General features: G+C 60.5%; 12 protein-coding genes. 7 read left to right on the plus strand and 5 right to left on the minus strand.

Annotation, left to right across the window (positions count from 1 at the left end; all coding sequences use genetic code 11):
• Positions 1-135 precede the first annotated feature (135 nt).
• Genes Q8O29_RS04890 through Q8O29_RS04900 form a run of 3 tightly spaced genes read right to left on the minus strand, consistent with a single transcriptional unit; the run spans position 136 to position 4,216 of the window.
• Entirely contained in the window at positions 136-2,202 is a 2,067-nt protein-coding gene (locus tag Q8O29_RS04890; protein WP_305560938.1) for an ATP-binding protein, read from the minus strand.
• A 12-nt stretch (positions 2,203-2,214) separates the two neighbouring features.
• Positions 2,215-3,783 (minus strand): ATPase domain-containing protein, encoded by a 1,569-nt coding sequence (locus Q8O29_RS04895; RefSeq protein WP_305560939.1) that lies wholly within the window; start codon positions 3,781-3,783, stop codon positions 2,215-2,217.
• Positions 3,767-4,216 (minus strand): hypothetical protein, encoded by a 450-nt coding sequence (locus tag Q8O29_RS04900; RefSeq protein ID WP_305560940.1) that lies wholly within the window; start codon positions 4,214-4,216, stop codon positions 3,767-3,769. The genes Q8O29_RS04895 and Q8O29_RS04900 overlap by 17 nt, the downstream gene beginning before the upstream one ends.
• Positions 4,217-4,632: 416 nt before the next feature.
• Between Q8O29_RS04900 and maiA the strand changes: the two genes are divergently transcribed.
• Both maiA and pgeF read left to right on the plus strand, forming a co-directional pair.
• On the plus strand, positions 4,633-5,274 hold the full coding sequence (maiA, locus tag Q8O29_RS04905; RefSeq protein WP_305560969.1) for a maleylacetoacetate isomerase: 642 nt from the start codon (positions 4,633-4,635) through the stop codon (positions 5,272-5,274).
• Between the two features lie 8 nt (positions 5,275-5,282).
• Complete coding sequence (pgeF, locus tag Q8O29_RS04910) at positions 5,283-6,083, plus strand: peptidoglycan editing factor PgeF (RefSeq protein ID WP_305560941.1); 801 nt, start codon at positions 5,283-5,285, stop codon at positions 6,081-6,083.
• On the opposite strand, the gene Q8O29_RS04915 is transcribed toward pgeF, so the two are convergent.
• Positions 5,991-6,314, minus strand: a complete 324-nt coding sequence (locus Q8O29_RS04915) for a hypothetical protein (RefSeq protein ID WP_305560942.1) — start codon at positions 6,312-6,314, stop codon at positions 5,991-5,993. The genes pgeF and Q8O29_RS04915 overlap by 93 nt on opposite strands.
• A gap of 282 nt (positions 6,315-6,596) precedes the next feature.
• Here Q8O29_RS04915 and Q8O29_RS04920 point away from each other — a divergent pair, with 282 nt between their 5' ends.
• From Q8O29_RS04920 to Q8O29_RS04940, 5 genes are all read left to right on the plus strand, one after another.
• On the plus strand, positions 6,597-8,345 hold the full coding sequence (locus Q8O29_RS04920; protein ID WP_305560943.1) for an alpha/beta hydrolase: 1,749 nt from the start codon (positions 6,597-6,599) through the stop codon (positions 8,343-8,345).
• Between the two features lie 32 nt (positions 8,346-8,377).
• A complete protein-coding gene (locus Q8O29_RS04925; protein WP_305560944.1) occupies positions 8,378-9,556 on the plus strand; it encodes an acetyl-CoA C-acetyltransferase in 1,179 nt (392 codons plus the stop codon).
• A gap of 131 nt (positions 9,557-9,687) precedes the next feature.
• Positions 9,688-10,425, plus strand: coding sequence for an acetoacetyl-CoA reductase (gene phbB / locus Q8O29_RS04930; RefSeq protein ID WP_305560945.1), 738 nt, complete (start codon positions 9,688-9,690; stop codon positions 10,423-10,425).
• Positions 10,426-10,596: 171 nt separating this feature from the next.
• Positions 10,597-12,297, plus strand: coding sequence for a YbaL family putative K(+) efflux transporter (gene ybaL, locus Q8O29_RS04935; RefSeq protein WP_305560946.1), 1,701 nt, complete (start codon positions 10,597-10,599; stop codon positions 12,295-12,297).
• A gap of 11 nt (positions 12,298-12,308) precedes the next feature.
• Entirely contained in the window at positions 12,309-12,776 is a 468-nt protein-coding gene (locus Q8O29_RS04940) for a ribonuclease HI family protein (RefSeq protein WP_305560947.1), read from the plus strand.
• A gap of 121 nt (positions 12,777-12,897) precedes the next feature.
• Here the strand turns inward: Q8O29_RS04940 and Q8O29_RS04945 are convergent, their stop codons facing one another.
• Positions 12,898-14,058: an ATP-binding protein gene (locus Q8O29_RS04945; RefSeq protein WP_305560948.1), complete on the minus strand. Its 1,161-nt coding sequence runs from the start codon at positions 14,056-14,058 to the stop codon at positions 12,898-12,900.
• Between the last annotated feature and the right edge of the window lie 123 nt (positions 14,059-14,181).

Raw genomic sequence — 14,181 nt, forward strand, 5'->3', positions numbered from 1 at the left:
CGCGTGGCGGTCAGCATGCCCGAGTCCCTCGGACAAATGAGAGATGTAACGATTGAACTCCTTGGCTGCGTCCATAAAGCCTCCGGTCAGAATTGATGCTATTGAAATAATAGCATATTTTATGACACAGTAAGACTAGGCTCGATCCGTGCGCACGATGTCGCCTTGACAAACGGCTTCCAGGATTTTTTCCACCTCCTCGAAGTCGGCGGGTTTGACCAGGTGGTGATCAAAACCCGTTTCTCGCGAGCGCTGCCGGTCTGCCTCCAGCCCATACCCCGTCAGGGCGACCAGCACGATGTTCTTGAGCGTGGGTTCCTGGCGAATCCGCTCCGCCACCTGGAACCCGTTGAGCCCCGGCAGGCCGATATCCAGCAGCACCAGGTCCGGGTGCCAGGCAAGAGCCACTTCCAGTGCGTCCGGGCCATCGTGAGCCATCCGAACACCATGCCCTGACATTTCCAGCAGCATCGCCACGGTTTGGGCCGCATCTACGTTGTCATCGACGACCAGCACCCGACAGTATTTTCCGCGTGGCCGGGTCGGTTCAATAAGCGTCGACGGCGACGGCGGTATCGAAGTCAGCATCACCGGCAGCCGCACGACAAACTCGCTGCCTTGCCCCAGGACGCTGTAAACCTCGACGGTTCCGCTGTGCAACTCCACCAGCCGTTGCACCAGGCACAGGCCGATGCCAAGGCCGCCTTCCGAGCGGTCCAGCGACCGTTCGGCCTGCGTGAACAGGTCGAAGATGCGGGGCAGCAGTTCGGGGGCGATGCCGATGCCGGTATCGCGCACCCGCAGCACAGCGGTATCGCCTTCGCGCTCGACGGTCAGCCCGATGCGGCCGCCCTCGTCGGTGTACTTGGCGGCGTTGGTGAGCAGGTTCACCACCACCTGCTCCAGCCGGGCGGCGTCTGCATGCAACCAGATGGGTTCCGGCGGTAGCGACACGTCAAGTTCATGCCGACGCTGCACGATCAGCGGCTGGGCCGTCTCTACCGCCCGTTCCACGATGCCGCTCAAGACGATCCGCTCTTGACGAAGCTGAACCCTGCCGGTTGTGATGCGGGAGACTTCCAGCAGGTCATCGACGAGATGTTTCAGTTGCCCCACCTGACGCTCGATGATAATGCGGGCTTGCTGCTGGAGTGGGTCTTCGTTCTGCTGGAGACGAAGGAGGTGCACGGCGTTCGAGATGGGGGCCAGCGGGTTGCGCAGTTCATGACTGAGCATCGCCAGGAACTCATCCTTGCGGCGGTGCAGGTCGGCCAGCGCTTCCGCTTGCTCCCGTAACTTCCGCTCGGACTGTTTTCGTTCGGTGATGTTGTTGAAAATGAGGGCGACTTTCCGGCTTTCCGGCCCGCCGATCCGGAAGGCATAGACATCGAACCAACGGCCATCCAACGCTTTCGCTTCGTTGACATAGCGAATCGGGTCACCCGTCAGGGCGACTTTGCCGTAAATTTCAAACCAATGCGCTTCATGATCCGGGGCAATTTCGCGCATCCGTTTGCCTGTCGCTTCGAGCATTCCGGACTGTTTCTCGAAAGAAGGATTCACTTCCAGAAATCGGTAATCGACCGGCTTTTCGTGTTCATCAAAAATCATTTCGATGACGCAAAAACCCTCATCAATCGAATTGAACAAATTACGATAGCGTTCTTCGGATTCGCGCAAGGCATATTCCGCCTGTTTGCGCTCGGTGATTTCCACGCGCAGTTGTGCGTTCAAGGTGTCCGACGCTTGGGTGAGTTCATGCTGGCGCAGCGATCCGAGCATCAACGCCTCGTTCATCGCGACGGTCTGTCCATGGAACTGCGCGGTCTGGGTGACCAGAATTACGACTCCCACGGGGTCAACGCCCGACAGCACCGGCCACATCGTGCAAGACCAGAAGACTGGCTGAGGTTTTAAATCTCGCTGCTGGATGTGGGTTTCGGGGGTTCCGGTGCTAAAAACGCGGCCCAGCATGCTCAGGCAGTCCGCGTCTTCCGGCATCATTTCGGCGAAAGGTTTTCCGAGCAGCTGCTCCTGGGATTTATCCATCAGGCGGCAGAAAGCGGGGTTGACATAGCGCACGATGTGGCTGGCTCCCTCGACTGTGGCCATCGGCAAAGGCGCGTGCTCGGTGATCGCCAGGCAGAGGCCGGGCAGGTCAGGCGGCGGGTGCGCGAGGGCTGATGTTGGATCTGCCTTCATAGCTGGAGCAATTTACTTCCTCGCTTTCGGTTCCGGCGCGGGTTCTTCTTCCTGCGTCTGGCGCGGTCCGGTTCGCTGGGGAATTCCGGTAGTCAATCCGATATATTCCGTGCTCCGCGGCTGGATAACGACCACGCCCTTGTCGGTGATAACGTATTCGCGGATGTCTTTGCTGTGATTGCCGCCACGCATTTTGATAACGACCATCACCTTCCTGAGCTGTCCATCGATCTCCACATAACGCATCCGGAGAATGTCGTCGGTGAGAAACGAAATTGCGTAATGACTAAACGACAGCGCGGTAAATGTATCCTCCACTTCGACGGTGCTGAGAATCGTGACCCCGGCCCCCGTCAGCGCCCCGATCATTCGGTAGAGCGACTCCCGAAACTCCGCGCGGAAGCCGGGTGCCAGCGCCATCTCAAAACCGACCAGCGAATCGATCACCAGCCGTTTCGCCCCGACCCTTTCGATCGCATCGAGAATCTCCTGCATGGTCTCATCCACCGAAAGGTCGAGCGGCCTAAGGTAAAGGACCTCGAGTTTTCCCTTTTCCTGCGGCGTTTTTAGATTCAAACCAAAACTGTCGGCGCGATCCGTGTAGCCTGCCGGGCGTTCTTCGAAAATCGCCATGATTCCCGGCTCCCCCTGGCGAAGTCCTTCGGCGATAAATTGCGTCGCCAAAGCCGATTTTCCCGTCCCCGAAGGCCCCGCCACGAGGAGACTGTCGCCCTCCAGAATGCCCCCGCCCATCATCTTGTCCAACTCGGGAATGCCCATGGAAAGCCGCCGATCTCGCAACGGTTTCACCTTTTTTCCGACTAATCCCAGCGTGCGCGAGAACGCCTGGACTCCGTCATCGTTGATGCGCACGGTGTGCATTCCCGGCACCGACGCCTGCCCGCGCAGTTTCATGATTTGCAATTTCCGCACCACGGAACTTCTCTCCGGCACCTGGGACAGCCAGAACAGGCCATCGACGATGGTGAACAGCGGGTTGTCGCGAATCTCGTCCTGGGCATATTCGCCGACCAGAAACGTCGTGGCTTCCCAACTGGTCAGAAACTGCGCCAGGCGCTGGATGAACGCTTGCATCTCGATTTCGCTGGAGCCGGCCAGTGCTGTGCGCACCACGGTGCGAAAAGAATCCACCACCACGAAGCCCGGCTTGATCGTCGTGACCTGATTGACAATTTCATCGAGGACCGCGTTCAGATCCTTCCCCAGCACCACCTCGCTCAGGTTGATAAAACGGATGGCCTTGCCCAGCTTGGATTCGTCGAAGAAAGAAAACTGCTGCTGATAGCGCAGCATTTTGATGGCCGATTCACCGAGGACGGTGAAATAGAGCGCAGGTTTCTTCACTGTCGCATTGGCGAAAACGAGCTGATGCGCCATCGTGGTTTTGCCGCAACCCGGCGTGCCGGCGATGATGTTGAAAGAAAATTCCGGGATGCCGCCGCCCATGATGTCGTCGAGCCCGCGCACGCCGGTCGGCAATTTGCGGATCGTGACCCTAGCCGGTTGACTCGTGACTTTTTTCATCAGTTTACCTTTGGCCGCGTCATTTTGTATTTTCATTTTTAGCGCCTTTACTAAAATCTAAATCGTTGAGAGACAGTTTTGGCCAGACCTCGTGCACCAAATGCAGCGTTAATTTTTCGCCGATGAAAGCCGCCAGCAGTCCGAGCAACACGGCGAGCAGCACAACTCGGCCCTCGGAAAATTCGTCTTGGCCAACTTGCGCTTCAAGTTCGTCCAACCCGTCCAGAGAGCCATCCGATTTGACATGCACCGCGCGCAGCCACGGAACCTCCGCGTTGGCCAGCCCGAGCGAGCGGGAAAGGAGCGCACGAAAACCGGCGTTGCCCATGAGGTTCGCCAAATGCGGTCGCAGCTTCTCAAAGACGAGAAAGGCCGCCGGGGGCTTTGTCGCGGAAGATTTATTGCCCTTCGTCTCATGAGCAATCAGACGCCCGGCGAAATCCCGCATCTGTGGAGTGGCTCGGCTCATTGGGAAATCGGGGGAGCGCACACCTCCGGTGTGGCTGGGGCGGCGTTGCGCCGCGTCAATTGTTTTGCCAATTGCTCATCCAAGACGGACCCCCCCGCGGGACGCGCTCCCCCCCGGGGGAATTTCTTGCTTGCGATTATTTATTTTCATTCGACTTTCCAAGTTGGCAGGGCGTCGATGGCAGTGATCGGGACGGTCGCGCTTCGCGTTACGACTGGCGAGATAAACAGTGTACGTGCCCGCTTTGGCAAAGTCGAGGGGCTCCGCGGCGTTGCCCTGACGATCCTGGACCCGTCTGGCTGCGCCCGGCGTAAGGGTCGGACGTCACTGAAGTCGCGCCGGTGATTCCGGCCGCAAGCCGCTGTCAGGCGCCTCGCCAGCGCTTAAAAATGCCGTTTCGGTTTATGCTTTCAGCCATGAAGCTCTACAACTACTTCCGCTCTTCCGCCTCCTTTCGCGTGCGCATTGCGCTTCAGCTCAAGGGCCTGAGTTATGACTACGTGCCCGTCCATATCGCCCGGGGCGACCACAAAAAGGAAGCCTATTCCGCGGTGTCGGCCGACATGCTGGTGCCCATGCTGGAAACAGATGACGGCGAGCGCCTGTCGCAGTCCATGGCGATCATCGAGTACCTGGACGAAACCCACCCGGCGCCGCCGCTGCTGCCCGGCGATGCGCTGGGCCGCGCCAGGGTACGCGCGCTGGCGCAGTCGATCGCCTGCGAGATCCACCCGCTGAACAACCTGCGCGTGCTCAAGTACCTGGTGCGCGAGCTCAAGGTCGATGAAGAAGCCAAAAACACCTGGTATCGCCACTGGTGCCGGGAAGGGCTGGAGGCGTTTGAACGCCAGCTGAACCAACAGCCTGCGTCCACCTACTGTTACGGCGAGGCGCCCACGCTGGCCGACTGCTGCCTGGTGCCGCAGATTTTCAATGCCACGCGGTTCAATGTGAACTTTGACGGCCTGCCGCGCACCATGGCGGCCTACGAGGCCTGCATGGCGCTGAAGGCTTTCCAGAAGGCCCAGCCCTCGGCCTGCCCGGACAACGAGGCCTGAGGAAGACCTTGACCGACTGGTTGATTCCCGACTGGCCAGCCCCTGAAGGTGTGAGAGCCCTCTTCACCACACGTGCTGGCGGCGTGTCGATGGTTCCCTGCGACAGCATGAATCTGGGTGACCATGTCGGTGACGACCCATCCAGCGTCGCCGCCAACCGCGCCATGCTGGGACAGGCCTTGGGCGCCACGCCAGTTTTTTTGCAGCAGGTGCACGGCACGAAGGTCTTGACTCTCGAGGCCGACAGCGCACATGGCCAGCAAGCCGACGCCGCTGTGACCAGCCAGCGCGGTATCGCATGCACCATCATGGTGGCCGATTGTCTGCCAGTGCTGCTGAGCACGCTGGACGGTGCTGTGGTGGCCGCCGCACATGCGGGCTGGCGCGGGCTGGCCGGCTCGCAGGGTAGCGGCATTCTGGAGCAAACTTATGCGTCTTTCATGGCTTTGGCCCATATGACGCCTGCGCAAGCAGCTATCAATACCATAGCGTGGCTGGGGCCGTGTATCGGCCCGACGGCCTTTGAAGTAGGCCCCGAGGTGAGGGCGGCCTTTGTCGGCAGCCATCCCGGAGCCGCCGCCTGCTTCGCGGCGGCGGCTCCGGGCAAGTACCTGGCAGACCTGGCTGGCCTGGCCCGGCTGCGGCTTCAGGCCCTGGGCATCACGCAGGTTTACGGCAACAACGGCAGTGCGCCGTGGTGCACGGTGGGCAGCGCCTCAAGGTTCTTTTCGCACCGGCGTGACGCTGGCATCCACGGCAACGGGCACCACACTACCGGCCGCATGGCCGCCTGCATCTGGCGCGAATGAATCGGGTAGATGTGCCTCGGGGTCCGCCGTTGCCGTTTCGGCTGCTTCGCGCGCCTTGATCGCCTTGCGTCTGGCGGGCGCGCGCATCAGGTAAACCACCAATGACACCGGCCCGACCCCGTAAAGTACAAAGGTGATGACTGCGCCCAGCAGCGTGCCTGTGGAGTGGGTGGCCTCGGCGACGCTCATCATGAGCACCACATACATCCACGCGATGACAATCAAATACATAAATTTTTGCGCCCTGTCATGAGCCGGAAAAGGTTTTCCCCGATACTAGTACTGCAACCCGAAAATATCGAAACATGAAAGCGCGTCTTCGCACCCACTGCGGCGTTGCAACCCTTGCGAAGGCTGTCAGCCTTCGCTGCGGCTTGCGCCTTGCCTTGGGCACGAAGCCATCACTTTCATTTTGTTCCGCTACCTCCGGGTTGCAGTACGGGTCCTGCTGCGGGTATAACAGCTCTGTACAGACCCCATCACCAGAGCCCGTCACCACCCGGGAAGACAAGCATGAATTCTGACCCAAACCTGGCCCAGGCTGCCCAACAGATGCAAGAGACCTTTGCACAGGGCCTTCAGCAGGTCATGGGCGCGATGGCAGGTGTCGGCCTGGGCTCCGCGCCGGGCTTTCCCCAGCTGGGCATGCCAGCGCTGCCGGCAGCCCCGCCGCCTCTGCAGCTCGATCCGGTCAAATTGCTTGAAATCCAGCAGGCCTACCTCAAAGACATCAGCACCCTGTGGAACAGCGGCCTGCAAGCGGGCGCCAGCCCCGCAGCAGCCACCGACCGGCGTTTTGCGGCTGAAGCCTGGCACAACAACCCGGTGGCGCAATTTGCCGCTTCTTCCTACCTGCTCAACGCCCGCACCCTGATGGGTCTGGCCGACGCGGTGGAGGGCGACGAGAAAACCCGGGCCCGCGTGCGTTTTGCGGTGGAGCAGGCGATGGCCGCCTCTGCGCCCAGCAACTTTCTGGCGCTTAATGCCGAGGCGCAGAAAAAAGCCATAGACACCCAGGGCGAAAGTATTGCCCAGGGCCTGACCAACCTGCTGCACGACATGAAGCAGGGCCATGTGTCGATGACCGACGAAAGCGTGTTTGAAGTCGGCAAAAACGTCGCCACCACCGAAGGATCCGTGGTTTTTGAAAACGAATTTTTTCAGCTGATCGAGTACAAGCCGCTGACCGCCAAGGTGTACGAAAAGCCCTTTTTGCTGGTGCCCCCCTGCATCAACAAGTTCTACATTCTTGACCTGCAACCCGACAACTCGCTGATCCGTTACGCCGTGGCGCAGGGTCACCGCACTTTTGTGCTGAGCTGGCGCAACCCCGATGAGTCCATGGCCGAAAAAACCTGGGACGACTACATCGAACACGCCGCCATCAAGGCGATTGAAGTCACGCAAGAGATCACAGGCGCCCAAACCATCAATGCCCTTGGCTTTTGTGTAGGCGGCACAATTTTGGCGACCGCGCTGGCGGTGCTGGCAGCGCGGGGTGAAAAGCCGGTGAGCAGCGCCACTTTTTTGACGTCTTTGCTCGACTTCAGCGACACCGGCATCCTGGATATCTTCATTGACGAACAGTCGGTGAAGTACCGCGAGATGCAGATGGGCAAGGGCGGCCTGCTCAAGGGGCAGGATCTGGCTTCCACCTTCAGCTTTTTGCGCCCCAACGACCTGGTGTGGAACTACGTGGTCGGCAACTACCTGAAGGGCGAAACACCGCCGCCTTTTGACCTGCTCTACTGGAACAGCGACTCGACCAACCTGCCGGGGCCGTTTTACGCCTGGTACCTGCGCAATACCTACTTCGAGAACAACCTTGCCAAGCCCGGCAAACTCACGGTGTGCGGACAGAAGGTCGATCTCGGCAAGCTCGACATGCCCACCTACATCTACGGCTCGCGTGAAGACCATATCGTGCCAGTGGGCGGTGCTTACGCCTCCACCCAGGTGTTGCCCGGAAAAAAGCGTTTTGTCATGGGCGCATCGGGCCACATCGCCGGCGTCATCAACCCGCCCGCCAAGAAAAAACGCAGCTACTGGACGAATAACAAACTGCCGCAGGGCAAGTTTCCGGCCACACACGCCGACTGGCTCAAGGGCGCGACCGAGCACCCCGGCAGCTGGTGGACTGACTGGTCTGACTGGCTGAAAACCCATGCCGGCAAACAGATTGCTGCGCCTAAAACCTACGGCAGCCGGCAATACAAAGCCATCGAGCCCGCACCGGGCCGTTATGTCAAAGCCAAAGCCTGAGACCCGAAAAATTCAACTGTAGAAAGTAAATCATGGAAGACATCGTTATCGTTTCAGCCGCACGCACTGCCGTCGGCAAGTTCGGCGGTAGCCTCGCCAAAACCCCGGCCACCGAGCTGGGCGCCGCTGTCATCAAGGCCGTGGCCGAGCGCTCCGGCCTGTCGCCTGATCTGATCGGTGAAGTCATCATGGGCCAGGTGCTGGCTGCCGGCGTCGGCCAGAACCCGGCGCGGCAAACGGTGGTGAAAGCCGGTTTTCCGCACGGTATTCCCGGCTTGACGATCAACGCCGTTTGCGGCTCCGGCCTGAAGGCCGTCATGCTGGCGGCCCAGTCGGTGGCCACCGGCGACAGTGAAATCGTGATTGCCGGCGGGCAAGAAAACATGAGCGCCGCGCCACACGTGCTCAACGGCTCGCGCGACGGCCAGCGCATGGGTGACTGGAAGATGATCGACTCCATGATTGTTGACGGCCTGTGGGACGTCTACAACCAGTACCACATGGGCATCACCGCTGAAAACGTCGCCAAAAAATACGGCGTCACCCGCGAGATGCAGGATGAGCTGGCCCTTGCCAGCCAGACCAAGGCCATGGCTGCGCAGGACGCCGGCAAGTTCAAGGACGAGATCATTCCGTTTTCCATCGCGCAGAAAAAAGGCGACCCACTGGTGTTTGCCGCCGATGAATTCATCAACCGGAAAAGCACAGCCGAAGGCCTGGCCGGCCTGCGCCCCGCGTTTGACAAAGCCGGTGGCGTGACCGCAGGCAATGCCTCCGGCATCAACGACGGCGCCGCCGCCGTCATGGTGATGACGGCCAAAAAAGCCGCCGCCCTCGGCCTCAAGCCATTGGCCCGTATCGCCAGCTACGCCACCAGCGGACTGGACCCGGCCTTCATGGGCATGGGCCCGGTGCCCGCATCGACCAAGGCGCTTGCTCGCGCCGGCTGGAAGGCGCAGGACCTGGACCTGCTGGAGATCAACGAAGCCTTTGCCGCACAGGCCTGCGCGGTCAACAAAGAGATGGGTTGGGACACCAGCAAGGTTAATGTCAACGGCGGCGCCATTGCGATCGGTCACCCGATTGGTGCATCCGGCTGCCGCATTCTGGTCACGCTGATCCACGAGATGGTCCGCCGCGACGCCAAAAAAGGCATCGCCAGCCTGTGTATTGGCGGCGGCATGGGGGTTGCCCTCACACTGGAACGCTGAATTTAGGTTAAAACAGGCTCTAGCCCATGTGCAGCAAGCGCAAGCAGCTATTTATTTGATAGCACGGTGGTTTGCAGCATGGCATGACTTTTGCACACTTCATCGACAACTAAAACTCAAGGAGCACAGACATGGCAAAACGAATTGCATACGTGACAGGTGGCATGGGCGGCATCGGAACCGCCATCTGCCAGCGCCTGCACAAGGACGGCTTCATCGTTGTGGCCGGTTGCGGCCCGACGCGTGACTTCACCAAATGGCTGGACGAGCAGAAGGCCCTGGGCTACACCTTCTACGCCTCCGTCGGCAATGTCGGCGACTGGGACTCCACTGTGGTCGCTTTCGACAAGGTCAAGGCCGACCACGGTCCGGTCAGTGTGCTGGTCAACAACGCCGGCATCACGCGCGACGGCCAGTTCCGCAAGATGAGCAAGACCGACTGGGACGCCGTGATCTCCACCAACCTCGACAGCATGTTCAACGTCACCAAGCAGGTGATCGAAGGCATGATCGAAGCCGGCTTTGGCCGCATCGTCAACATCTCGTCGGTCAACGGCCAGAAGGGCCAGTTCGGCCAGGTCAACTACTCCACCGCCAAGGCCGGCCTGCACGGCTTCACCATGGCGCTGGCGCAAGAGGTGGCAGCCAAGGGCGTGACCGTCAACACCGTGAGCCCGGGCTACATCGGCACCGACATGGTCAAGGCCATCCGCCCCGACGTGCTCGAAAAAATCGTCGCCGGCGTGCCCGCCAAGCGCCTGGGCACGCCAGAAGAAATCGCCTCCATCATTTCGTGGATTGCGTCGGATGAAGGTGGTTACGCAACGGGTGCGGACTTCTCGCTCAATGGGGGTCTGCACATGGGGTGAGGCGTCAGCGCCCACTCTTGAAAATCCCGCTTCGGCGGGTTTTTGTTTTCTGTTTTTATAATGAAAGCAGGCTGGAAAGCTAACCATTTTTCGTTCTGCGGCTGGCGCTTGATGCCGACAAGCTGCCGCGCAGGGTTTCCCTCAACCGTTTTTCTTGAAGGACTTCCCTCGATGCCGCACAGCGTCTCCCTCATCAGCACCATCGCCGCCGGTCTGGGCCTGGCCCTGATCTTCGGTTTTATCGCCGCGCGCCTCAAGTTGCCTGCACTGGTGGGCTATCTGCTGGCCGGCGTGTTGATCGGCCCCTTCACCCCCGGCTTTGTCGCCGATGCAGAGATTGCCAGTCAGTTAGCCGAGATCGGCGTGATGCTGTTGATGTTTGGCGTAGGCCTGCACTTCTCGCTGGACGACCTGCTGGCGGTGCGCAAGATTGCCGTGCCGGGTGCGGTGGTGCAGATGACGGTGGCCACGGCGCTTGGCATGGGCCTGGCGCATTGGTGGGGCTGGAACCTCGGTGGGGCGCTGGTGTTTGGCCTGTCGCTGTCGGTGGCCAGCACGGTGGTGCTGCTGCGCGCGCTGGAAACGCGCGGCGTGCTGGACTCGGCCAACGGCCGCATCGCCGTCGGCTGGCTGGTGGTGGAAGACCTGGCCATGGTGTTGGTGCTTGTGCTGCTGCCGCCGCTGGGCGAGTGGATGTCGGGCCGGGGAGCCGCCGATGTGGATTCTTTATGGAAGACGCTGGGCGTGACCTTGCTTCAGGTCGGCGGCTTTGTGGCGCTGATGCTGGTGGTGGGCCGGCGCTTCTTCCCCTGGGTGTTGTGGCAGGTGCAGCGCACCGGCTCGCGCGAGTTGTTCACCCTGTGCGTGGTGGCGGCCGCAGTCGGCATCGCCTTCGGTGCCACCGCGCTGTTCGGCGTGTCGTTTGCGCTGGGTGCCTTCTTCGCCGGCATGGTGATGCGCGAGTCCGAGTTCAGCCACCGCGCGGCGCAAGAATCCCTGCCGCTGCGCGACGCTTTTGCCGTGCTGTTTTTTGTCTCGGTCGGCATGTTGTTCGACCCCTGGGTCATCGTCGAGCGGCCGCTGCAGGTGCTGGCCGTCGTCGCCATCATCGTGGTCGGCAAGTCGCTGGCCGCTGCGGCGCTGGTGCTGGCTTTTCGCTACCCGCTCAACACCGCGCTGACGGTCTCGGCCAGCCTGGCGCAGATCGGCGAGTTCTCCTTCATCCTGGTGGCGATGGGCGTGTCGCTGAACCTGCTGCCGCCGGAAGGCCAAAGCCTGGTGTTGGCCGGTGCGCTGATTTCGATTGCGCTGAACCAGCTCGTGTTCAAGGCGGTGGAGCCGCTGCAGCAATGGATTCTGGCCAGGTCGTCGCTCGCCCGCAAGCTCGAAGCGCGCGACGACCCGATGGCTGAGCTGCCCGCCAGCACCGAAGAAAAATACCTGTCACGCCAGGTGGTGCTGGTTGGTTATGGCCGTGTCGGGCGGCGTATCGCCGACGCGCTGATGGCGCAGCACCTGCCCTTTGTGGTGGTCGAGCAAAACCGCGAAGTCGTCGAAAGGTTGCGTGCGGAAGGCCTGATGGCCGTGTCGGGCGATGCGGTAGAACCGGTGGTGCTGGTGCAGGCCCACATCGCCAACGCCCGCATGCTGGTCATCGCCACGCCGGACACCCTGAACGTGCGGCAAATGATCAACACCGCCCGCACGCTGAACCCCGAGATCGAAATCGTGGTGCGTACCCACAACGAGGCTGAAGCGAAACTGCTGGAAAGCGAAAACGCCGGCAAGATTTTCCTCGGCGAGGAAGAGCTGGCGCAGTCGATGATGCGGTATGTGCTGGAGCGGTCGATCTCCGCGCAGCACCACACCTGAGTCTGTGTTGTTTGAACGATCCCCTTCTCACGCTTTCTCAGCCCTGGATCGTCCACTGTGACGGCAGCGCCGTCCCCAATCCCGGTCGCATGGGCCTGGGTGCGGTGCTCGTTGCGCCTGACGGCACGCGGCATGTGCTCTCGAAGGCGACCGATACAAGGGGTTGCAACAACGAAGCGGAGGCGAGGGCGTTGATACTGGCCTTGCGCGATGCGCAGGCGCTCGGCGCGACGGCGCTGCAGATTTATTCAGACAGCAGCTTGCTGGTAGCGCAACTGGGTCCTGCGGGTGCGCCGCCTGTGTTGCATCTGGCGGCCCTGTATGACGAGCTGGCTATCCTGCTGGCGACCTTCGCGCACACCTCGCTGCACTGGATACCACGGCACCGCAATGACGAGGCCGATACGCTGGCGCGTGCGGCGCTGGGCCTGGCGCCCAAGGGGTCAGTGAGGTTGACGAAGAAGAAGCGGCGGCGTTAGACCGCCCGGTTTTATCGCTGCTATTTATGGCGAAGATAGATGCAAATTTATGCGTGCACTATGCCACCATGAGCCAGGTGCTGACTGCGCGACGCTGTCAGCTGTGAGATGAGCAAACCGTTTACAAGGCCCGCCAGGGCATGACATCAACGCCGTCTCGGGTAAAGCGGTCCTCGCCGCCATACACCAGGCCTGGGTAAATGGCTGAAAAGCTGCCACGCTCCGTGGCGTATTTTTTCCATTTTTTGAGGTTGCCGAAAGAATCCGAAGCAACGGTGATGCCAGATTTGACTTCGATGGCCGCAACTTCAGTGCCGCGCTCTAGAATCAAGTCAATCTCGGTGCCAATGTTGTCCCGCCAGAAATACAACGGATCTCGAACACCCGCATTGCAGCGGCTCTTCAGAAATTCATTGACCACCATGGTTTCAAAGAACGCGCCACGCAGCGGGTGGTGTTGCATTTGATCCGCATTGCGAACACCGAGTAGCGCCGCAGCCAGGCCAACGTCGGTCATGTAGAGCTTTGAACTTTTGGTCAGGCGTTTGCCAAAGTTGGCAAAGTGCGGACGCACAAAGTGAATCAAATAACACGTCTCCAGAATGGATAACCAATGCTTGACGGTTTTGTCCGAGATGCCCGCGTCGCTGGCGAGTGATTGCATGTTGAGCAATTGTCCCGTACGCGCTGCGGTGAGTTTCAAAAAACGCTGAAAGGCCCCCAAATCTGCAATGGCGGCAAGCTGGCGCGCGTCTCGTTCAGCGTAAGTGACCAGATATGCCTGCAGCCATTCATACGGGTCCACCGCACGCGAGTACAGGGCGGGGTAAAAACCTTTTACCAATTGGGTCGCGTAGTCCGGGCTCAGCAGCCTGGCATCACGCAACTCGGCAATGGACAGAGGCAGTAATTCGACCAATGCAGTGCGCCCCGCAAGGCTTTGGGTGACGCCGGAAAGCAGCGAGAGATTGTGGGACCCCGTCAGGACAAACTGCCCCATGATTCCCGATGCGTCCACCACGCTCTGCAGTTGCGAAAAAAGCTCAGGCGCGTTCTGCGCCTCATCAATGACGGCGCCCTCAGGAAATTGCAGCAGAAAGTCTGCTGGCTGCGCTCGTGCAAATTCCCGCTGGGCGGGCGCCTCTAGTGACACGTAAGGCTTGCTGGCCAACAGGCTGCGCACCAAGGTGGTCTTGCCTGACTGGCGCGGCCCCGTCACGGTGACAATGGGAAACCCTTCGAGCAGCCGTAGAAGGCGGGGCGACGCATGGCGGTAGATCATATTTACATATTCGAGCTTGTACTCCGATATTGTAAATCAATCAAAATCCCGCCAACTGCGGGCTAGCGCGAACCGCGCATTGGGGAAGCTGCGTGCGGTGAGTCGCGCAGGGGCGGCGGGCGC

This window comes from Polaromonas sp. (assembly GCF_030689685.1).
Classification (GTDB): Bacteria; Pseudomonadota; Gammaproteobacteria; order Burkholderiales; family Burkholderiaceae_C; genus Polaromonas.